Here is a 20006-nt window from a genome sequence, read left to right as displayed (position 1 = left end):
CGCCCTGCGAGTGCCGGGCGCCCCCATCGACGTACGAGAAGACTCGACGTACGAGAAGACTCGACGTATGGGAAAGAACTGCTACAGCTTCTCGATCACGTAGTCGACGCACTTCGTCAGTGCCTCGACGTCCGCCGGGTCGACCGCGGGGAACATCGCGATGCGGAGCTGGTTGCGGCCGAGCTTGCGGTAGGGCTCGGTGTCGACGATGCCGTTGGCACGGAGGGTCTTGGCGACGGCGGCGGCGTCGATCTCGTCGGCGAAGTCGATCGTGCCGATGACCTGCGAGCGCTTGGCCGGGTCGGCGACGAAGGGCGTGGCGTACTTGGAGTCCTCGGCCCAGGTGTAGAGGCGGGTCGAGGAGTCCTTCGTGCGGGCCGTGGACCAGTCCAGGCCGCCCTGGCCGTTGATCCACTCCAGCTGCTCGTTCAGCAGGAAGAGGGTGGCGAGGGCCGGGGTGTTGTACGTCTGGTTCTTGCGGGAGTTGTCGATCGCCGTGGGGAGGCTGAAGAACTCCGGGACGTGGCGGCCGGACGCGTGGATCCGCTCGGCGCGCTCGATGGCGGCCGGGGAGAAGACGCCGATCCACAGGCCGCCGTCGGAGGCGAAGGACTTCTGCGGGGCGAAGTAGTAGACGTCGGTCTCGGCGATGTCGACCGGGAGGCCGCCGGCGCCTGACGTGGCGTCCACAAGCACGAGGGAGCCCTCGTCGGCGCCCTGCACACGCTTGATCGGGGCCGCGACACCGGTCGAGGTCTCGTTGTGGGTGAAGGCGTAGACGTCGACGCCCGCCTCGGCCTGGGGCTCAGGGTGGGTGCCGGGGTCGCTCGCGATCACGGTCGGCTCGGCCAGCCAGGGGGCGAGCTTGGCCGCCTTGGCGAACTTCGAGCTGAACTCGCCGAAGCTGAGGTGCTGCGACTTGTTCTCGATCAGGCCGTGGGTCGCGATGTCCCAGAACGCGGTGGAGCCGCCGTTGCCGAGGACGACCTCGTATCCGTCGGGGAGCGAGAACAGCTCGCGTACGCCGTCACGGACCTTGCCGACCAGGTTCTTCACCGGGGCCTGGCGGTGGGACGTACCGAGCAGAGAGCTACCGGTCGCGGCCAGCGCGTCAAGCGCCTCCGTACGCACCTTGGAGGGGCCCGCGCCGAATCGTCCGTCGGCGGGCTTGATGTCAGCGGGAATCTGGATATCAGCCACGATCGCGAGCCTAGCCGTTTCAGGAAACCTGGGCGAAACGTCGTCCGTCGGGTGAGACGGGATGGGGGTGACGGTTGGTCTTCTCGCCCCCGCCGCGCCCCGTCAGGGGCGCGGGGAACTGCGCGACAAGCCCCCACCCACCCGCAGCCGAAAGAAAACCCAGGGGGGTCTGGGGGCGCAGCCCCCAGGTACGGGAATGGGCAGGGGCGGCGGGGGCGAAAACCCTCCCCACCTCAGCCCGTGGTCAGCCGCACCGGCAGCTCGAAGAGATCGTTCTGGGTCACCACGGGCTTGTGGCGGAGTTCCGAGGCGGGGATCGCCAGATCGAGGGACGGGAAGCGGGCGTACAGGGCCGGGAGGGCGACCGCCGCCTCCAGGCGGGAGAGCGCGGCGCCGGGGCAGACATGGGGGCCGTGGCCGAAGGAGATGTGGCGGTTCTCGGTGCCGCGGGTGATGTCGAAGGCGCCGGCGGTCGGACCGTGAGCCTGCTCGTCACGGCCGATCGCGCCGTACGACACGATCAGGGCGTCCCCCGCGGGGAGCACCTCGTCACCCACCGGGACGTCCTCCGTCGCGAAGCGGATGAGGACGTGGGAGGTGGGGGTGGAGTAGCGGAGGGTCTCCTCGATCACTGACGCCCAATCGGCCTCGCCGGTAAGGACGAGGGCGCGTTGGTCGGGATGGGTGGAGAGGTTGACCACCGCGTTGACGATCAGCGAGATCGTCGTCTCGTGACCCGCCGCGACCATCAGCTGCAGGGTGGAGACGATCTCCTCGTCGGTGAGGTGGTCGCCGTCCTCTGAGGCCAGGATCAGCGCGGATGTGAGGTCGTCGCCGGGCTCGGCGCGCTTCGCCGCGACCGTCTGCGCCATGATGCCCGCCAGCTCCGTCAGCGTCGCGATGACCTCCGCCGGCGGAGTCTGCGTCGAGAAGAACTTCTCGAAGAGTTCCTTGAGGCGGGGAGGCCGGGACTCGTCGATGCCCATGAGATCGGCGATGACGTACATGGGGAGGGGGTAGGCGAAGTCCGCCTTCAGGTCGATCACCTCGGCGGAGTCCGGCAGACCGTCCAGCAGCCCCTCCGTCAGCTTGGTGATCCGCTCGCGCATCTGCTCCACCCGGCGTGGGGTGAGCGCCTGCGCGACCAGCGTGCGCATACGCCGGTGGTCCGCGCCGTCCACCGTGAGCATGGAGCGGCCGGGGTTGGCGAGCCCGATCAGCGGCCAGTCCGGGGGTATCTCGCCGCGCTGCCACGCACCCCAGACGTTGATGTCCTTCACCAGCCGGGGGTCCGTGAGCAGGGCGCGGGCCTCGGCATGGTGCGTGACCGCCCACACCGGGACGCCGCCCGGCAGTTCGACGGCGGCCAGCGGGCCCGCCGCGCGAAGTGCCGCGCTCTCGCCCTCCAGATCGGTGACGAAGGGGTCCAGGGCGATACGAGTGGTCATGCGGCAGGGCCTCCAAGAACGGGAGTGGGCGTACTGCATCCATCTGGGGGACAACCCCCAGGCCCCCGGCCGGAAAACAGGCCGACCGGGCGTGACGGGGTTTCACCGGGCAGGAACAGGCGTGAACCTCACGGGCAGCGCGGTCAGGCCCCGCAGCCACGGGGACGGCCGCCGGGCCAGCGACTCGGCAGGCACGGCCAGGTCGATGTCCGGCAGCCGGTCCAGTACGACCTCGATCCCGGTCCGCGCGATCACCTCCGCCACCTCCTGGGCCGGGAACGGACACCGGTGCTCCCCGTGGCCGAAGGAGAAGTGGGCCTTGTTGCCGCCGGTGAGGGCGGAGCCGTCGGTGCGGACCTGGGGGTCGGAGTTGGCGCCCTGGAGGCCGAGCAGCAGCAGGTCGCCGGCGCGGACGCGGCGGCCGCCGAGCTGAGTGTCGCGGGAGGCCCAGCGCCCCGCCACGTTCTGGGTGGGGGTGTCCTCCCACAGGACCTCGTTCATGGCCTCGGCGACACTGTGCCGGCCGCCGAAGAGCGACGCCGCGAAACGCTCGTCCGTCAGCATCAGGCGCAGCGAGTTGCCGATCCAGTCGGCGGTCGGCTGGTGGCCCGCGGCCATCATGACCATCAGGTCCTGCATCACCTCTTCGTCGGTGAAGCCGCTCGCGTTTGCCAGCATGCGGCTGACCACGTCGTGCGCGGGCTCGGCCTTCCGGTCGGCCAGCAACCGCGCCATGGACGTGGCCAGGTGCCGCTGGCCCGCCAGCGCCTCCTCCCGCCCGTTGATCATGTCGTTCAGGGCGGTGACCAGGCCCGGCCCCTGCTCCTCCGCGAAGCCGTAGAGCGTCGCGAGGACGCGGACGGGCAGCAGCGCCGCGTACTCCCCGACGATGTCCGTCTCGCCCTTGGCGCAGATCGCGTCGAGCAGTTCGTCGGCGAACCTCTCGGCGTGGGAGCGCAGTTCGAAGGGATCGACCGCTTCGAGCGCGTCGCTGATCATCGCGGCGCGCTCGCGATGGCGTTGGCCGACCGTGTAGAGGATGGACGGCTGCTTGCGGCCGATCATCGGCAGCAGCGGCCAGTCGTCGGGGATGCGCTCCCACTGGTTCCACAGGTCGGAGTCCCGGCTGAACAGCACGGGATCGCCGGTGACTTGGTGCAGTTCGCGATAGCCGAGCACCAGCCACGCCGGTACGTCGCCGTCGAGCACGACCGGCACCACGGCACCGTGCTCGCGCCGCATCTCCCGGTACAGCTCGGCGGGTTCGGTCTGGAACCGGGGCCCGCTGAGGGGCACGGGGGCGGGGGTCACAGCGCCAACTCCGGTGATCGTATGGCGCCGTGCGCGGTCGCGGCGCCGTGAGGGGTGCACAGAGACTTGAGGTGCTCGACGAGCGTGATCAGCACCCGCTTGCCGGACTCCCGTGAGCGGGCGTCGCAGTCGAGCAGCGGGACGCGCGGGTCGAGGGCGAGGGCCTCGCGGATCCGGCTGGGCGGGTGCGGGGGGCCGCCGAAGTCGTTGCAGGCCACGATGAACGGCGTGCCGACGTGCTCCAGGCGGTCGATCGCGTACCAGGAGTCGTCGATACGGCGGGTGTCGACGAGGACGACCGCGCCGAGCGTGCCGGAGAACAGCCGGTCCCAGAGGAGCCAGAAGCGCTCCTGCCCCGGCGCTCCGAAGAGGTACAGCACATTGCGGGCGTCCAGCGTGATGCGGCCGAAGTCGAAGGCGACGGTGGTCGCGGACTTGCCGCGCACCTCGCTGATGTCGTCGACGGTCGCGCCGGCCTGCGTCATCGTCTCCTCGGTGTTGAGGGGACGTATCTCGCTCACGGAGCGGACCAGGGTCGTCTTGCCGACGCCGAAGCCGCCGACGACCACGATCTTGAGGCCGTTGTCGGCCGATGCCGCCAGGGGCGTACGGGCGCCGGGGGCACCCGTGGACGTACGAGCGTCAGAGGTTGACGTACGAGCGTCAGAGGTTGCGGAGTCCAACGAGCACCTGCTCCAGGATGTCGGGATCGGGGAGAGCGGCGGCGTGCGGGTGGCGGGCGCTGACGCGGCCCGCGGCGAGGAGGTCGGAGATAAGGATCTTCGTGATACTCACCGGCAGCCGCAGCTCTGCCGCGATCTCGACGACCGCCGTGGGCCGCTGGGCGAGTCGCAGGATCGCGGCGTGCTCCGACTGCATGCCCACCACCGGATCGCACTCCGCGACCACCAGCGTCACCAGGTCGAAGGGGGTGCCGGACGCGGACCGGCTGCGCCCTCCCGTGAGGGTGTACAGCCGGTCGGGCGCGTCGTCCCTGCCCGGGCGGCTCATGACGTACGGGGCTGCGCGATCAGGTGTTCGCCGAGTTGCTCCACGAGTTCGCTCATGTTGTGCCCGACCAGACCGGCGTCCGCGTCCTCGGCGGTGACCACGGCCAGGTGCGCTCCGTCGCCAGCCTCCACGATGAACAGGACCCCTCCGTAGAACTCGGCCATGGCCGAGCGCACTCCACCACTGCCGTCGCCGAACTCCACGGACGCGCCGTGCGACAGCGACTGGATGCCGGCGGCGATCGCGGCGAGCTGGTCGGCCTCGTCGACCGACAGCTCCGGGGTGCGGCACAGCTTCAGGCCGTCGCGGGAGAGCACGAGCGCGTGCCGGGCGCCCGGGGTGCGCTCAAGCAGGCCCTCGATGAGCCAGGTGAGCTTCTCGTCGGCGGTGGTCGTGCCGGTCATGAAGTGGTGTCGCCTTCCGGGTGCGAGTGCGGCTGCGGCTGCGGGTGGGCGTGCGAGTTCGAGTTCGAGGGGGTGGCGGGGGCTGTGGCCTCTACGGCTTCGTCGGTCCGTACGCCTGCGTCCGTACGGGCGTCCGCGTCTGTCCGTACGTCTGCCTCGATCCGTACGTCTTCTGAGTCCCGTACGGCGTCCTCGGGGCCCGGCGCGGGTGCCGTGGCGCGTACCGCCTCGCGGAAGCTGTTGAAGCGGGCCGCGGCGCTTGCCGTGGAGTCGTCGGCGGTACGGGGCTCCGGATCGGTCCGGGGCGGCTGCGCCGCGTGCGCTCGGCTGCGCTCGGCGTGCGCGAGGGTGCGGCCGCGGCGGCGCTTGGGGAGGCCGCCCGTGGACGGCGGGAGCGGCTCGTGCCGGGGCGAGTCGTGGGTGGGGACCGGGTCCGGGTCGAGGTCGCCCACCGCACGGCCGGCGGCGTACGACACCTCGGTGGCCGGCACCGGGATCGCGGCCGGCTCGGGCTCCGCGGGCAGCGGTGCGGACGGCAGCGGCGTGGTCGAGGGCGTGAGGATGTCCTGGGGGATGAGCACCAGGACGCCCGTGCCGCCGCGCGCGGAGGGCCGGAAGGACACCTTCAGCCCGTGTTTGCGGGCGAGCCGGCCGACCACCGCGAGGCCCAGCCGGGTGCCCGTGAGCCCGCCGAGCTCCGCTGTGTTCTCGGCGTCCGCGGAGACGGCGCGCTCGGCGCGGCGCAGCTGGACGTCGCCCATGACGAGCCCGCTGTCCTCGACGGAGACGATGACACCGGCCGGGACCTCTTCGACGTACACATGCACTTCGGCCGTTGGCGGCGAGAAGTTCGCGGCGTTGTCGAGGAGTTCGGCGAGCGCGTGCATCACGCCCTCGGCGGCGTGTCCGGCGACGGCGGCCTCGCTGGCGGAGTGCACGCGCACGCGCTGGTAGCCGCCGATGCGGCCCATCGCGCCGCGCAGGATCGACTCCATGACGATGGGGCGTGCCCAGCGGCGGCCCGACCGGGCGCCCGTGAGGACGGCGACGGAGTCGGCGAGGCGGCCCGCCTGCGCGGTGCGGTGGTCGAGGTGGAGGAGGTCGGCGAGGACCTCCTCGTCGGAGTGCCGCTCCTCCATGGCGCGCAGGTCGGCGAGCATGCCGGTGGCCAGCGCCTGCATGCGGCCCGCCGCGTTGGCGGTCGCCGAGACCGCGGCGGCGCGCTGGCTCGTGGAATGCCGGGCGCGCTCGGTCAGCCGGGCGTTCTCCTCGGCGAGACGGGCGCGTTCGCCGGTGAGGTGCTGCCGCTCTGCCGCGAACTCCTCAGTGAGACGGGCGCGTTCCTGTGCCGCCGCCTCGGTCAGACGCACGCGTTCCTGGGCCGCCGCCTCGGCCAGGCGGGCCCGCTCGCGCGCGGAGTCGTCGGCCAGCCGGGCCCGCTCCTGATTGAACTCATCGGCCAGCCGGGCCCGTTCCTGCAGCAGCCGTCCGGCGTCCTGGGTCACGGTGTCGAGTCGGCGGCGTACCAGCTTCGCCGTCTGTACGGCGCGGGCGGCCACCGCGACGGCCGCGCACAGCAGCACCGCGGCCGCGCCCGCGCCCCAGGCGAGGGGAGCGCGCACCGAGTCGGGCGCCAGGGCGACCGCGCCGACCACCGCGAGCGCGGCCGGGACGGCGGCGATCAGGGGAGCGGGCGCGACGGCGCGGAGGGTGGGTCGTTCGCCGGAGGGGAGGGGCGCGGTCATCAATCGGTCCTCGGTCGTGTTCTGGGGGGAGAACGTTCCTCGGTCGTGTTGTCGGGCGTTTCCTCGGGCGTGTCGTGAGCGAGAAGCGACACCTGATGCTCAACTCGCCGTCACTATATGGGAGTTCGTGATCCAATTGGGAAGGTTTTGGAAGCGGTTGCATGATCGACCGTGATCGAGCCGCGATCTGTCCGGGATCCGTCCGCGATCCGTCCGCGATTCGGGGTGCGCGGCTGACCGTCACTGTCAGTGCCCGGCGGCATCCTGGGGGTATGACGGATCTAGGGGAGCAGGGCACACCGGCGCCGGCGGCCGATCTCGCGGGTCTGCGGACCGGGCTGGAGAAGGCGGTGCGCGGCGAGGTCGCCTTCGACGCGACCGCGCGGGCGCTGACCACCATGGACGCGTCCAACTATCGGCGCGTCCCGCTCGGCGTGGTCTCCCCGCGCGACGCCGACGACGTGGCGGCGGCCCTCACCGTGTGCCGCGCGCACGGCGTGCCGGTGGTGCCGCGCGGCGGCGGCACGTCGATCGCCGGGCAGGCCACGGGCACGGGCATCGTCCTGGACTTCACACGCCACATGAACCGGATCGTGTCGCTCGACCCGGAGGCCCGTACGGCCGTGGTCCAGCCCGGTGTCGTACTGGACCGCATCCAGGACGCCGCGGCCCCGCACGGCCTGCGCTTCGGCCCCGACCCCTCGACCCACAGCCGCTGCACCCTCGGCGGGATGATCGGCAACAACTCGTGCGGCTCCCACTCGGTGGCCTGGGGCACGACGGCGGACAGCGTGCGGGAGCTGTCCGTGATCACCGGGCAAGGGGTCTCCGTGGGCCTCGGACGGGACTGGGCGGGTGCCCCCGATGGCCTCCGGGCCCTGGTGGAGGGCGAGTTGGCGCGTCTGCGCACCGGCTTCCCGGACCTCCCGCGCCGTATTTCCGGGTACGCGCTGGATGCCCTCCTCCCCGAGAAGGGCGCGGACGTCGCCCGCGCCTTCTGCGGCTCCGAGGGCACCTGGGGGGTGCTGACCGAGGCGGTCGTACGACTGGTGGAGGCGCCGCGCGCGCGGGCGCTGGCCGTGCTGGCGTATCCGGACGAGAGCGCGGCGGCGGAGGCGGCCGCGGGGCTGCTGCCGCACCGGCCACTCACGGTGGAGGGGATGGCCGCGGATCTCGTGCCGGCCGGCGCCGGGCTGCCGCGGGGCGGGGCCTGGCTGTTCGTGGAGACGGGCGGCGCGTCGCAGGCGGAGGCACGCGCGCGTGCGGACACGATCGTGCGAGCGGCGGACGTGACGGACGCCCTCGTGGTCACCGACCCGGCCGGACAGCGCGCCCTGTGGCGCATCCGGGAGGACGCGAGCGGTACGGCGACCCGGATGCCGGACGGCAGCGAGGCCTGGCCCGGCTGGGAGGACTGCGCGGTGCCCCCCGCCCGGCTGGGCGCGTATCTCCGGGACTTCAGAGGCCTGCTGTCCGCCCACGGCCTGCGCGGCACTCCGTACGGGCACTTCGGCGACGGCTGCATCCACGTGCGCATCGACTTCGACCTGATGAGCCCCGAAGGCGTGGCCCGCTTCCGGCGCTTCTCCGAGGAGCTCGCGGCACTCGTCGTGTCCCACGGCGGCTCCCTGTCCGGCGAGCACGGGGACGGGCAGGCGCGCGCGGAGCTGCTGCCCACGATGTACGGCGCCGAGATGGTGGGCCTCTTCGAGCGGGCCAAGGGCATCTGGGACCCGGACGACCTGCTCAACCCCGGGATGCTCGTACGACCGCACCGGCTGGACGAGAACCTGCGGTTCGCGGTGCTGCCGCGGAAGCCGGTGGACGTGGTGTTCGGATATCCGGCGGACGGCGGGGACTTCTCGGCGGCGGTGCGCAGATGTGTGGGGGTCGCCAAGTGCCGTGCTCCCGTGGCGGCGGGCGCGGGTGTCATGTGCCCTTCCTTCCGGGTGACCGGCGAGGAGGAGCACTCCACGCGCGGGCGGGCGCGGCTGCTGCACGAGATGCTCGCGGGTGAGGTCGTGACGGACGGCTGGCGCTCCACCGAGGTCCGTGACGCGCTGGACCTGTGCCTCTCCTGCAAGGGGTGCAAGTCGGACTGCCCGGTCGGCGTCGACATGGCCACGTACAAGGCGGAGTTCCTCCACCACCACTACGAGGGGCGACGGCGCCCGGCCGCGCACTACGCGATGGGGTGGCTGCCGGTCTGGCTGGCGGCGGTGACCCGGACGCACTCGGCCCGGCTGGTCAACTTTCTTGCGTCGGTACGGCCGTTGGCCGCCGTGGCCAAGCGGCTGGGCGGGATCGCGCCCGAGCGGGAGATTCCGCGGGTGGCGCGGGAGACGTTCAGCCGATGGTGGTCGCGGAGGTACAGGGACCGGGTGCGGGCGTTCGTCCGGGACGCTCGGCGCGGGGAACGGGACGCGTTCCCGGGGTTCGCAGGGGACACCGTAGTGGTGTGGCCCGACACCTTCACCGAGTACCTCTCACCGTCCGTCGGCAGGGCGGCCGTACGGGTCCTCGAGGCGGCCGGGCTCACGGTGTTGCTGCCGCCCACGACACTTATGGGTTTCGGGCCGATCGGGGACGGCCGGTCGGGCTCCGTCGGCTCCCTCGGCCTCAACGTGCTTCTGCGGCGCCGCCAACGCGTCTGCTGCGGCCTGACGTACGTGTCGACCGGCCAGCTCGACCGCGCCCGCGCCGGGCTGCGCCGCACGCTCGACCTGATGGAGCCCTACCTGGAGATGGACGGCATCTCGGTCGTCGTACTGGAACCGAGCTGCGCCGCCGCCCTTCGCACCGACCTCCCGGAACTGCTGCACGACGACCCCCGCGCGGCGCGTCTGGCGGCGGCGGTGCTGACGTTCGCCGAGGCGCTGGAACGCCATGCCCCGCACTGGACCCCGCCCCGCCTGGACCGCCCGGCCGTCGGTCAGACCCACTGCCACCAGCACGCGGTTCTCGGCGACGCCGCCGACCGCCGGCTGCGCGAGGCGGCGGGCCTGACCGGCACCCTCGCGGGCGGCTGCTGCGGCCTCGCGGGCAACTTCGGCTTCGAGAAGGGCCACTACGAGGTGTCGACGGCCTGCGCGGAGGAGCAACTGCTCCCAGCGGTCCGCGCGGCCGCCGACGACACGGTGATCCTGGCGGACGGCTTCTCCTGCCGCACCCAGCTGGAGCAGTTGGCCGGGCGGAGGGGGCGACACCTCGCGGAGGTACTGGCGCAGGCGCTGACGGAGGGACGCCCGTAAGTACGCTGGCAGATCCAGCCAGCCGGGGACCCCAGGGCCCCAGGGCCCAAGGGCCCCCGGACCCCGGACCCCCGGACCCCAGACCCAGATCCCAGAACCCTCAGGACCCCGAGGAGCAGTGCGCATGAGCCTCCGCCTTCAGGCGATCACCCGTGAAGAACACCTGGCGTTCGTCAGGACGCGGTCCTCGGCCAGCCACATGCAGGTGCCGTCGTGGGGCGATGTGAAGCCGGACTGGCAGGCGGAGAGCCTGGGTTGGTTCGACGACGGCGACGGCGATGGCGGCGATGGGCATGGCGGAGGCGGAGGCGGGCGACTGGTCGGCGTCGGGCTGGTGCTGCTGCGCCCGCTGCCGAAGGTGAAGCGGTACCTCGCGTATCTGCCCGAGGGACCGGTCATCGACTGGCACGCGCCGGACCTCGTCGAGCGCTGGCTCGAACCGATGCTGGCGTACCTCAAGGGGCGGGGCGCGTTCTCGGTGAAGATGGGTCCGCCCGTCGTCGTACGCCGATGGAGCGCGGACGCGGTCAAGGCGGCGATCGCCGATCCGGCGGCGCGGCGGCTGGGGGACGTGGAGGCGACGACGTACGAGCCGGGCGCCGTCGAAGTCGCCGACCGGCTGCGCCGCGCGGGCTGGCAGCGGACCGAGCCGGGCGGCGAGGACGGCTTCGCGGCGGGACAGCCGCGGTACGTCTTCCAAGTGCCATTCGCCGGACGCTCGTTGGAGGAGATCCAGCGCGGGCTCAACCAGCAGTGGCGGCGCAACATCAAGAAGGCCGAGAAGGCCGGTGTGAAGGTGGTGCGGGGCGGCCACGACGACCTGCCCGCGTTCTACGAGCTGTATGTCGAGACGGCCGAACGCGACCGCTTCATCCCGCGCCCGCTGTCCTACTTCCAGCGCATGTGGACCGCGCTGACGGCCGAGGACCCCGACCGCATGCGGCTCTACCTCGCCCACCACGACGGCGACGTCCTCGCGGCGGCCACCATGCTCACCGTAGGTACCCACGTCTGGTACTCCTACGGCGCCTCCACCAGCCACAAGCGCGAGGTCCAGCCCAACAACGCCATCCAGTGGCGCATGATGACCGACGCCCACGAACTCGGCGCCGCCGTCTACGACTTCCGCGGCATCACCGACACGCTGGAGGAGTCCAACCACCTGCTGGGCCTGCTCCGTTTCAAGGCGGGCGCGGGCGGCGAGGCCGTGGAGTACCTCGGCGAGTGGGACTTCCCGCTCAACCGCCTGCTGCACAAGGCACTGGACCTGTACATGGCGCGCCGCTGAACCGAGTCGTACCGGGTTCTGGTGAGCGGGAGTGGGTCGGGGGTCGATCCACCTGCTGTGGTGTGCGCCCGGGGCGCTTCCTGGAGGGGGGACTCTTGGGCCGAACGGGTGACCTTTGCGGGTGGGGCTCGGTGGGTGCGGTGACGGGATCTTGGGCCTGGTTGAGGGCCCGGCGGGCGGGCTGCGGGAGGTGGCGGTTCGTGGTGCCCGGCCCTGCGGCGGTGGCCGACGGCCGCCCCCTCTTTTGTGACGAGGCGCCCTGGACCGGTGCCTGACGTCCCCACCGACCTCTCCTCGCCCCAGGACAGTTGCGCAACGGCTTCACACACCTGACGGAGTCCATTACCCTGGACCGAGAGGTACACCACGATGAACGAACCCTGAGCCGATTCCCTGGAAGGCCCCGTGAACACCCCCAGCGCCGCCCCGTCCTCCCCGGCCCCGGCCGCCCCCGCGACGGCATCCGTGCCCACGGCGGGCGTGCCCACGGCAGGCGTGCCCACGGCGGGCGGTCCGCGCCGACGGGGCTCCCTCGGACCCTTGGGCCTGGTCCTGGCCGGAGGCATCTCCGTGCAGTTCGGCGGCGCCCTCGCGGTGACCTTGATGCCACGGGTCGGCGCACTCGGTGTGGTGACGCTGCGGCTGCTGGTGGCCGCGATCGTGCTGCTCGCGGTCTGCCGCCCCAAGGTGCGCGGGCACTCGCGCGCCGACTGGGGCACGGTCGTCGTCTTCGGCGTGACGATGGCCGCGATGAACGGCCTCTTCTATCAGGCGGTCGCCCGCATCCCGCTCGGCCCCGCGGTCACGCTCGAAGTGCTCGGCCCACTCGCGCTCTCCGTCCTCGCGTCCCGCCGCGCCGTGAACCTGATCTGGGCCGGCCTCGCCCTCTGCGGGGTCTTCCTGCTCGGCGGCGGAGGCTTCAGCAGCCTCGACCCCACCGGTGTCGCCTTTGCCCTGGGCGCCGGCGCCATGTGGGCGGCGTACATCATCTTCAGTGCGCGTACGGGCCGACGCTTCCCCCAGGCCGACGGGCTCGCCCTCGCCATGGTGGTCGCGGCGGTGGCGTTCCTGCCCTTGGGGATCGTCGAGTCCGGTTCGAAGCTCCTCGTCCCGACCACGGTCGCGCTGGGCGCCGCGGTGGCCGTCCTCTCCTCGGTCCTCCCCTACACCCTCGAACTCCTCGCCCTGCGACGCCTGCCCGCCTCCACCTTCGCCATCCTGATGAGCCTCGAACCGGCCGTCGCCGCCACCGCCGGCTTCCTCGTCCTGGACCAGGCCCTCTCGGCCACCGAGGCCCTGGCGATCGCCCTGGTCATCGCGGCGAGCATGGGGGCGGTGCGGACCCAGGTGGGGCGGGGGAAGGCCAAGGGGCTGGAAGGCGAGTTGGGGACCGGCGGCTGACCGGCCCGCGACCGAGCCGATCCGGCTGACCGGCCCGCGACCGAGCCAAGCCGGCTGACCGGCCCGCGACCCAGCCGATCCGGCTGACCGGCCGATGGCGCGAGTCCCGCCCGCTCAGCTCATGCGCTGCAACGGCCGCATATAGCCGTACGGCCGCTCGTGCTCGCCGAACCACAGTTGTGGCGCCCGCTCGTAGGCGGCCTGGGCGAGCTCGCGCCCCCACTGGCGGCTGGCGTACATCGGGATCCCGATCCGGTAGCGGCGGTCCGGCAGGCCGGGGCGCAGCGGCTCGTCCCGTACGACGAGCGGCTTGAGCAGCGGGTCGGACGCGTCGACGTCTCCGTACGGACACAGTTCAAGGCTCATGACCTTCTGGCCGGCCTTGGCGTTGCCCTTGTGCGCCCAGTACAGCCCGACCCCGGCCAGTGACTGCCAAGGCACCACCGTCTGCCGCTCCCGGCTGTGCCGCCACCACACCCCGTACGCGTCGAAGGCGAGCAGCGTCCCGCGCCCCGCCCAGAGCGCGTACGCCATCAGCACTCCGAGCCCGCCCCAGAGCAACAGCCACACCCCGGCGAAGATCCACTGCCCGACGCCCGCCCCGCCCTTGCCCGCCGTGACGACGAGCGGGAGCGGTGCGAGGAGGAGCGCGATCAGGGTGCCCGGCAGGCCGGTCCGGAGCCGGCGCATTCCGAAGCGGTAGACGGCGGCGTCGGGGCCGGGGTGGGGTGGCGGAGGGGGAAGCATGGCGGGAGAGCGTAGCGGGGTGACCTGTGCATGGCGAAGTCACCCCGGGATTCCTCTGCGTCTCCTCGGCGGGACGTTTGGGTGGCTGCGTCTGCGCCAATTAATGCAAGCATGCTTGCTTGTTTCTATGACCACTGCCATGCTCCCGGACACACAACGTCGTGCCCCGAGGGGAGCGCATCGTGTCCGACCCGTCGTCCGTGATCGACGATCTGCACCGGGAGAGCGAGGAACTCGACCGGCTGATGGGGGAGTTGGAGGAGGGGCGGTGGGCGCTGGCGACACCCGCTCCCGGGTGGACCGTCGCCCATCAGATCGCGCATCTCGCCTGGACCGACCGCTCCGCGCTGCTCGCCGTGACCGACGCCGAGGCCTTCGCCAAGGAGGTCGAGAAGGCGCTCGCCTCGCCCGACGGATTCGTGGACGACGGCGCGGCGGAGGGGGCCGCACTGCCGCCCGCCCGGCTGCTCGCCGAATGGCGGGAGGGGCGCGCCGCGCTGGAGGAAGCCCTGCGCGCGGCACCCACAGGAACCCGGTTTCCCTGGTACGGCCCACCCATGTCGGCCGCCTCCATGGCCACCGGCCGCCTTATGGAGACCTGGGCCCACGGACAGGACGTGGCCGACGCGTTGGGTGTGGTGCGCGCACCCACGGACCGGCTGAAGCATGTGGTGCGCATCGGGGTGCGGGCCCGTGACTTCGCCTTCGGGGTACGCGGGCTCACCGCGCCCGGCGAGGAGTTCCGGGTCGAACTCGTCAGCCCTTCGGGTGAGTTGTGGACGTACGGCCCGGCGGACGCCGCTCAGCGGGTCACCGGCCCCGCCCTCGACTTCTGCCTGCTGGTGACCCAGCGGGCGAACCGCGCCGACCTCGCCGTACGGGCAGAGGGTCCCGACGCCGACCGCTGGCTGGACATCGCACAGGCCTTCGCGGGGCCGCCGGGCGCCGGACGCGCGCCGAGGGGAGTCGCGCGGTGACCGCCGTACGACCGCTGCGCATCGGCAACGCCTCCGGCTTCTACGGGGACCGCTTCGACGCCATGCGCGAGATGCTCACCGGCGGCCCGCTGGACGTCCTCACGGGCGACTACCTCGCCGAGCTGACGATGCTCATCCTCGGCCGCGACCGCCTGAAGGACCCCAAGCGCGGATACGCCAAGACCTTCCTGGGCCAACTGGAGGAGTGCCTAGGCCTCGCGCACGAGCGTGGCGTGCGCGTCGTCGCGAACGCGGGCGGCCTCAACCCGGCCGGACTCGCCGACGCCGTACGCGCGTTGGCCGACCGGCTCGGCATCCCGGTACGCGTCGCCCACGTCGAGGGCGACGACCTGACGCACCGGTACGCGGGGAGTCTCGCCGCGCATGCCTACCTCGGCGGCGCGGGCATCGCCGCGTGCCTGCGCGAGGGCGCGGACATCGTCGTCACGGGGCGGGTCACGGACGCCGCGCTCGTCACCGGGCCCGCCGTCGCCCACTTCGGCTGGGGGCCGCGCGAGTACGACCGGCTCGCGGGCGCCGTCGTCGCCGGACACGTCCTGGAGTGCGGCACCCAGGCCACCGGCGGCAACTACGCCTTCTTCGCCGATCACGACCCGGCGACCCTGCGCCACCCCGGTTTCCCGCTCGCCGAACTCCACGAGGACGGCACGAGCGCCATCACCAAGCACGACGGCACTGGCGGCCTCGTCGACGTGGGCACGGTCACGGCCCAACTCCTGTACGAGACACAGGGCGCCCGGTACGCGGGCCCCGACGTCACCGCCCGGCTGGACTCGGTCCGGCTCACCCAGGAGGGCCCCGACCGGGTACGGATCGAGGGCGTGCGCGGCGAGGCCCCGCCTCCGACCCTCAAGGTCGGTCTCAACCGGCTCGGCGGCTTCCGCAACGAGGTCGTGTTCGTCCTGACGGGGCTCGACATCGAGCAGAAGGCCGCCCTCGTGCGGGACCAGATGGAGGCCGCGCTCGACACTGCCAAGTCCCGCCCGGCGGACGTCCGCTGGGACCTCGCCCGCACCGACCACCCCGACGCCCCCACCGAGGAGACCGCGAGCGCACTGCTCCGACTCGTCGTGCGGGACGCGGACCAGGACGCGGTGGGCCGGGCGCTCAGCGGCGCCGCCGTCGAGCTGGCGCTGGCGAGCTACCCCGGATTCCATGTGATGGCGCCACCTGGGACGGGCGCGCCTTATGGGGTCTTCGAGGATGTGTACGTTCCCCATGGTGCCGTGGACCATGTGGCGGTCCTCGATGACGGGCGACGGGTTCATGTGGCTCCGGCCGGGGACACCCGCGTACTGGAGACGCTCGAAGAACCGCCGTTGCCCGAGCCGTTGGCCCTGACCGGACCGACCCGCCGTGCTCCCCTGGGCCTCATCGCCGGTGCCCGGAGCGGGGACAAGGGCGGGAACGCCAACGTCGGCGTGTGGGCGCGCACGGATGACGCCTGGCGATGGATGGCTCATCAACTGACAACTGACAGATTTCAGAATCTGATAACTGAAAGCTGTCATCTGAAAGTTGTCCGTCACACACTGCCCAACCTCCGCGCCCTCAACTTCGTCGTCGAAGGCATCCTCGGCGAAGGCGTCGCCTCCCAGGCCCGTTTCGACCCCCAGGCCAAGGCCCTCGGCGAATGGCTCCGCTCCCGCCACCTGGACATACCGGAGACCCTCCTGTGACCGTCCTGACCTCCGCGCTCGACATCAACAGCCCCGACTACACCGCCCACCGCGAAGCCATGCTCACCAAGCTCGCCGAGTTGGACGCCGAGCATGCCAAGGCGCTCGCGGGCGGCGGCGAGAAGTACGTCGCCCGGCATCGGGGGCGCGGCAAGCTGCTCGCGCGGGAGCGGATCGAGCTGCTGCTCGACCCGGACACGCCGTTCCTGGAGCTGTCGCCGCTCGCGGCCTGGGGGAGCGCCTCCCCCGAGTACACAGTCGGCGCCTCGCTCGTCACCGGCATCGGGGTCGTCGAGGGCGTGGAGTGCCTGATCACGGCGAACGACCCGACCGTGCGCGGCGGTGCCAGCAACCCGTGGAGCCTGAAGAAGGCGCTGCGGGCCAATGACATCGCCCTCGCCAACCGGCTGCCCTGTATCAGCCTCGTCGAGTCGGGCGGCGCCGATCTGCCCTCCCAGAAGGAGATCTTCATCCCTGGGGGCGCGATCTTCCGCGACATCACGCGCCTGTCGGCGGCCGGAATCCCCACCGTGGCCGTGGTCTTCGGGAACTCCACCGCCGGAGGCGCGTACATCCCCGGCATGTCCGACCACGTGATCATGGTCAAGGAGCGGGCCAAGGTCTTCCTGGGCGGGCCCCCGCTGGTGAAGATGGCCACCGGCGAGGAGAGCGACGACGAGTCCCTGGGCGGCGCCGAGATGCACGCGCGCGTGTCGGGTCTCGCGGACTACTTCGCCGTCGACGAGCAGGACGCGCTGCGACAGGCCCGGCGCGTTGTCGCCCGGCTCAACCACCGCAAGGCGTACGGCGATCCGGGCCCGGCGGCCCCGCCCAAGTACGACGAGGACGAGCTCCTGGGGATCGTCCCCGGCGACCTGAAGCACCCCTTCGACCCGCGCGAGGTCATCGCCCGCATCGTCGACGGCTCGGACTTCGACGAGTTCAAGCCCTTCTACGGGACGAGCCTCACGACCGGCTGGGCGACGCTCCACGGCTACCCCGTCGGCGTCCTCGCCAACGCCCAGGGCGTGCTCTTCAGCGCCGAGTCGCAGAAGGCCGCCCAGTTCATCCAGCTCGCCAACCAGAGGGACATTCCCCTCCTCTTCCTGCACAACACCACCGGCTACATGGTCGGCAAGGAGTACGAGCAGGGCGGCATCATCAAGCACGGCGCGATGATGATCAACGCGGTCAGCAATTCGCGCGTCCCGCATCTCTCCGTCCTGATGGGTGCCTCCTACGGGGCCGGTCACTACGGGATGTGCGGGCGGGCGTACGACCCGCGCTTCCTGTTCGCCTGGCCCAGTGCCAAGTCGGCCGTCATGGGCCCCCAGCAGCTCGCGGGCGTCCTGTCCATCGTCGCCCGGCAGTCGGCGGCGGCGAAGGGGCAGCCGTACGACGAGGACGCCGACGCCGCCCTGCGCGCCATGGTGGAGCAGCAGATCGAGTCCGAGTCCCTGCCGATGTTCCTGTCCGGGCGGCTGTACGACGACGGGGTCATCGACCCGCGCGACACCCGCACCGTCCTCGGCCTGTGCCTGTCCGCGATCCACACGGCGCCGTACGAGGGCGCGCGTGGCGGCTTCGGCGTCTTCCGGATGTGAGGGATCCAGTGATCACTTCTGTGCTCGTCGCCAACCGCGGCGAGATCGCGTGCCGTGTCTTCCGTACCTGCCACGAGTTGGGAATCCGAACCGTCGCCGTGCACTCCGACGCCGACGAGAACGCCCTCCACGCGCGCGTGGCCGACGCGGCGGTACGGCTGCCGGGGGCGGCGCCCTCGGAGACGTATCTGCGCGGCGATCTGATCGTGAAGGCGGCCCTGAGCGCCGGCGCGGACGCCGTGCACCCCGGGTACGGCTTCCTCTCCGAGAACGCCGACTTCGCGCGGGCCGTCCTCGACGCGGGCCTCGTCTGGATCGGGCCGCCGCCCGAGGCGATCGAGGCGATGGCCTCGAAGACGCGTGCCAAGAAGTTGATGGGGATCGAAACCCTGTCGGAGGTGACGGCCGACGACCTCCCCGTGCTGGTGAAGGCGGCCGCCGGCGGTGGTGGGCGCGGTATGCGCGTCGTAAGGGAACTGGCGCAGCTGGACGCCGAGTTGACCGCCGCCCGTGCCGAGGCGCTCGGCGCCTTCGGGGACGGGGAGGTCTTCGTCGAGCCCTACGTGGAGGGCGGCAGGCACGTCGAGGTGCAGATCCTCGCCGACACGCACGGCACGGTGTGGGCACTCGGCACCCGCGACTGCTCCCTCCAACGGCGCCACCAGAAGGTCATCGAGGAGGCTCCCGCGCCGGGTCTCGGCGACCTCACCCAGACGCTGTACGACCTGTCCGTACGCGCCGCCCGCGCCGTCGACTACGTGGGCGCCGGCACGGTCGAGTTCCTGGTCGCCGACGGCCGGGCGCACTTCCTGGAGATGAACACCCGCCTCCAGGTCGAACACCCCGTGACGGAAGCCGTCTTCGGAATCGACCTCGTGGCCCTGCAGATCCAGGTCGCGGAGGGCGCGGCGCTCGAAAACGACCCTCCACGCGCGCGTGGCCACGCGGTCGAGGCCCGCCTGTACGCGGAGGACCCGGCCGGCGCGTGGGCCCCGCAGACCGGCACCCTGCACCGTCTCGCCGTCCCGGACGGCATCCGCCTCGACACCGGCTACACCGACGGCGACCCCATCGGCATCCACTACGACCCGATGCTCGCCAAGGCCGTCGCCCACGCGCTCACGCGCGCGGAGGCCCTCCGCCGACTGTCGGGCGCCCTGGAGAGGGCGACGATCCACGGCCCGGTCACCAACAGGGACCTGCTCGTACGGTCGCTGCGGCACGAGGAGTTCACCACGGCCCGGATGGACACGGGCTTCTACGAGCGCCACCTCGCCGATCTGACGAACCTTGGGACGGGCGACCCGCACGCCCCCTTGGCCGCCGCCCTCGCGGACGCGTACGGGCGCTCCAGGTTCGGCGGCTGGCGGAACCTTCCCTCGCAGCCCCAGGCCAAGCGCTACCTCATGGCGGGCACCGAGCACGAAGTCCACTACCGGCACACCCGCGAGGGCCTGACCGCCGACGGGGTGCGCGTGGTGCACGCCGACGCCGGTCTCGTCGTACTCGAAGTGGGCGGCGTACGACGGAAGTTCGAGATCGCGCGCTACGACGACCAGGTCTTCGTGAACGCGACCGCCCTCACCGCCCTGCCCCGCTTCCCCGATCCGGCCGCGGAACGCGCCCCCGGCTCACTGCTCGCACCGATGCCCGGCACGGTGGTCCGGGTGTCGGAGGGGCTGGCCGTAGGAGCCGCTGTACGGGCCGGAGAGCCCCTGCTGTGGCTGGAGGCGATGAAGATGGAGCACAAGATCTCCGCGCCCGCCTCCGGCACTCTCACGGCCCTGCACGCGACACCCGGCCAGCAGGTGGAGGTCGGCACCCTTCTGGCCGTGGTCCAGCACAACGCGCCCCTTTAAGGGGCGCGGGGCTGCAACACCATGCGGCTCCGCCGCGTGGGCGCGAGCAACCACATACGA

General features: G+C 72.0%; 15 protein-coding genes. 7 read left to right on the top strand and 8 right to left on the bottom strand.

Features of this window, described 5'->3' with window-relative positions:
• Nucleotides 1-81 precede the first annotated feature (81 nt).
• From serC to AB5J53_RS22045, 7 genes are all read right to left on the bottom strand, one after another.
• Nucleotides 82-1200: a phosphoserine transaminase gene (serC, locus tag AB5J53_RS22075; protein WP_369247394.1), complete on the bottom strand. Its 1119-nt coding sequence runs from the start codon at nucleotides 1198-1200 to the stop codon at nucleotides 82-84.
• Between the two features lie 233 nt (nucleotides 1201-1433).
• The gene (locus tag AB5J53_RS22070; protein WP_369247393.1) at nucleotides 1434-2648 is read right to left on the bottom strand and encodes a cytochrome P450; all 1215 of its coding nucleotides are present in this window, start codon (nucleotides 2646-2648) and stop codon (nucleotides 1434-1436) included.
• A 102-nt stretch (nucleotides 2649-2750) separates the two neighbouring features.
• Complete coding sequence (locus AB5J53_RS22065; protein ID WP_369247392.1) at nucleotides 2751-3959, bottom strand: cytochrome P450; 1209 nt, start codon at nucleotides 3957-3959, stop codon at nucleotides 2751-2753.
• Nucleotides 3956-4561 (bottom strand): ATP/GTP-binding protein, encoded by a 606-nt coding sequence (locus AB5J53_RS22060; protein ID WP_369252386.1) that lies wholly within the window; start codon nucleotides 4559-4561, stop codon nucleotides 3956-3958. The genes AB5J53_RS22065 and AB5J53_RS22060 overlap by 4 nt, the downstream gene beginning before the upstream one ends.
• A gap of 61 nt (nucleotides 4562-4622) precedes the next feature.
• Nucleotides 4623-4970 (bottom strand): DUF742 domain-containing protein, encoded by a 348-nt coding sequence (locus tag AB5J53_RS22055; protein WP_369247391.1) that lies wholly within the window; start codon nucleotides 4968-4970, stop codon nucleotides 4623-4625.
• Nucleotides 4967-5374 (bottom strand): roadblock/LC7 domain-containing protein, encoded by a 408-nt coding sequence (locus AB5J53_RS22050; protein ID WP_369247390.1) that lies wholly within the window; start codon nucleotides 5372-5374, stop codon nucleotides 4967-4969. The genes AB5J53_RS22055 and AB5J53_RS22050 overlap by 4 nt, the downstream gene beginning before the upstream one ends.
• A complete protein-coding gene (locus AB5J53_RS22045) occupies nucleotides 5371-7119 on the bottom strand; it encodes an ATP-binding protein (protein WP_369247389.1) in 1749 nt (582 codons plus the stop codon). Before AB5J53_RS22045 ends, AB5J53_RS22050 begins: the two co-directional genes overlap by 4 nt.
• Nucleotides 7120-7517: 398 nt before the next feature.
• Between AB5J53_RS22045 and AB5J53_RS22040 the strand changes: the two genes are divergently transcribed.
• The 3 genes from AB5J53_RS22040 to AB5J53_RS22030 all read left to right on the top strand — a co-directional run bounded on the left by AB5J53_RS22040 (nucleotide 7518) and on the right by AB5J53_RS22030 (nucleotide 13059).
• A complete protein-coding gene (locus AB5J53_RS22040; RefSeq protein ID WP_369252384.1) occupies nucleotides 7518-10370 on the top strand; it encodes an FAD-binding and (Fe-S)-binding domain-containing protein in 2853 nt (950 codons plus the stop codon).
• 124 nt (nucleotides 10371-10494) lie between these two features.
• Nucleotides 10495-11658: a lipid II:glycine glycyltransferase FemX gene (locus tag AB5J53_RS22035; protein ID WP_369247388.1), complete on the top strand. Its 1164-nt coding sequence runs from the start codon at nucleotides 10495-10497 to the stop codon at nucleotides 11656-11658.
• 405 nt (nucleotides 11659-12063) lie between these two features.
• Nucleotides 12064-13059 (top strand): DMT family transporter, encoded by a 996-nt coding sequence (locus tag AB5J53_RS22030; protein ID WP_369247387.1) that lies wholly within the window; start codon nucleotides 12064-12066, stop codon nucleotides 13057-13059.
• A 114-nt stretch (nucleotides 13060-13173) separates the two neighbouring features.
• On the opposite strand, the gene AB5J53_RS22025 is transcribed toward AB5J53_RS22030, so the two are convergent.
• Nucleotides 13174-13806 carry a hypothetical protein gene (locus AB5J53_RS22025; protein ID WP_369247386.1) on the bottom strand — a complete coding sequence of 211 codons (633 nt, stop codon included), beginning with the start codon at nucleotides 13804-13806 and terminating at the stop codon, nucleotides 13174-13176.
• A gap of 182 nt (nucleotides 13807-13988) precedes the next feature.
• Here AB5J53_RS22025 and AB5J53_RS22020 point away from each other — a divergent pair, with 182 nt between their 5' ends.
• The 4 genes from AB5J53_RS22020 to AB5J53_RS22005 all read left to right on the top strand — a co-directional run bounded on the left by AB5J53_RS22020 (nucleotide 13989) and on the right by AB5J53_RS22005 (nucleotide 19946).
• Nucleotides 13989-14783, top strand: coding sequence for a TIGR03084 family metal-binding protein (locus AB5J53_RS22020; protein WP_369247385.1), 795 nt, complete (start codon nucleotides 13989-13991; stop codon nucleotides 14781-14783).
• Nucleotides 14784-14845: 62 nt separating this feature from the next.
• Nucleotides 14846-16483 (top strand): acyclic terpene utilization AtuA family protein, encoded by a 1638-nt coding sequence (locus AB5J53_RS22015; protein ID WP_369252382.1) that lies wholly within the window; start codon nucleotides 14846-14848, stop codon nucleotides 16481-16483.
• Nucleotides 16480-18087 (top strand): acyl-CoA carboxylase subunit beta, encoded by a 1608-nt coding sequence (locus AB5J53_RS22010; RefSeq protein WP_369247384.1) that lies wholly within the window; start codon nucleotides 16480-16482, stop codon nucleotides 18085-18087. Before AB5J53_RS22015 ends, AB5J53_RS22010 begins: the two co-directional genes overlap by 4 nt.
• An 8-nt stretch (nucleotides 18088-18095) precedes the next feature.
• Complete coding sequence (locus tag AB5J53_RS22005; RefSeq protein WP_369247383.1) at nucleotides 18096-19946, top strand: biotin carboxylase N-terminal domain-containing protein; 1851 nt, start codon at nucleotides 18096-18098, stop codon at nucleotides 19944-19946.
• Nucleotides 19947-20006: the final 60 nt, after the last annotated feature.

It is taken from the genome of Streptomyces sp. R41 (assembly GCF_041053055.1).
Taxonomy (GTDB): Bacteria; Actinomycetota; Actinomycetes; order Streptomycetales; family Streptomycetaceae; genus Streptomyces.
The sequence above is the reverse complement of the archived record's forward strand: the minus strand, read 5'-3'. Positions and strand labels throughout refer to the sequence as shown.

What these genes read in the sequence shown, in the direction of transcription:
- AB5J53_RS22070 (WP_369247393.1), bottom strand. Translation starts at nt 2,648, where the DNA reads ATGACCACTCGTATCGCCCTGGACCCCTTCGTCACCGATCTGGAGGGC.
- AB5J53_RS22055 (WP_369247391.1), bottom strand. Translation starts at nt 4,970, where the DNA reads ATGAGCCGCCCGGGCAGGGACGACGCGCCCGACCGGCTGTACACCCTC.
- AB5J53_RS22050 (WP_369247390.1), bottom strand. Translation starts at nt 5,374, where the DNA reads ATGACCGGCACGACCACCGCCGACGAGAAGCTCACCTGGCTCATCGAG.
- AB5J53_RS22045 (WP_369247389.1), bottom strand. Translation starts at nt 7,119, where the DNA reads ATGACCGCGCCCCTCCCCTCCGGCGAACGACCCACCCTCCGCGCCGTC.
- AB5J53_RS22040 (WP_369252384.1), top strand. Translation starts at nt 7,518, where the DNA reads ATGGACGCGTCCAACTATCGGCGCGTCCCGCTCGGCGTGGTCTCCCCG.
- AB5J53_RS22035 (WP_369247388.1), top strand. Translation starts at nt 10,495, where the DNA reads ATGAGCCTCCGCCTTCAGGCGATCACCCGTGAAGAACACCTGGCGTTC.
- AB5J53_RS22025 (WP_369247386.1), bottom strand. Translation starts at nt 13,806, where the DNA reads ATGCTTCCCCCTCCGCCACCCCACCCCGGCCCCGACGCCGCCGTCTAC.
- AB5J53_RS22015 (WP_369252382.1), top strand. Translation starts at nt 14,846, where the DNA reads ATGCGCGAGATGCTCACCGGCGGCCCGCTGGACGTCCTCACGGGCGAC.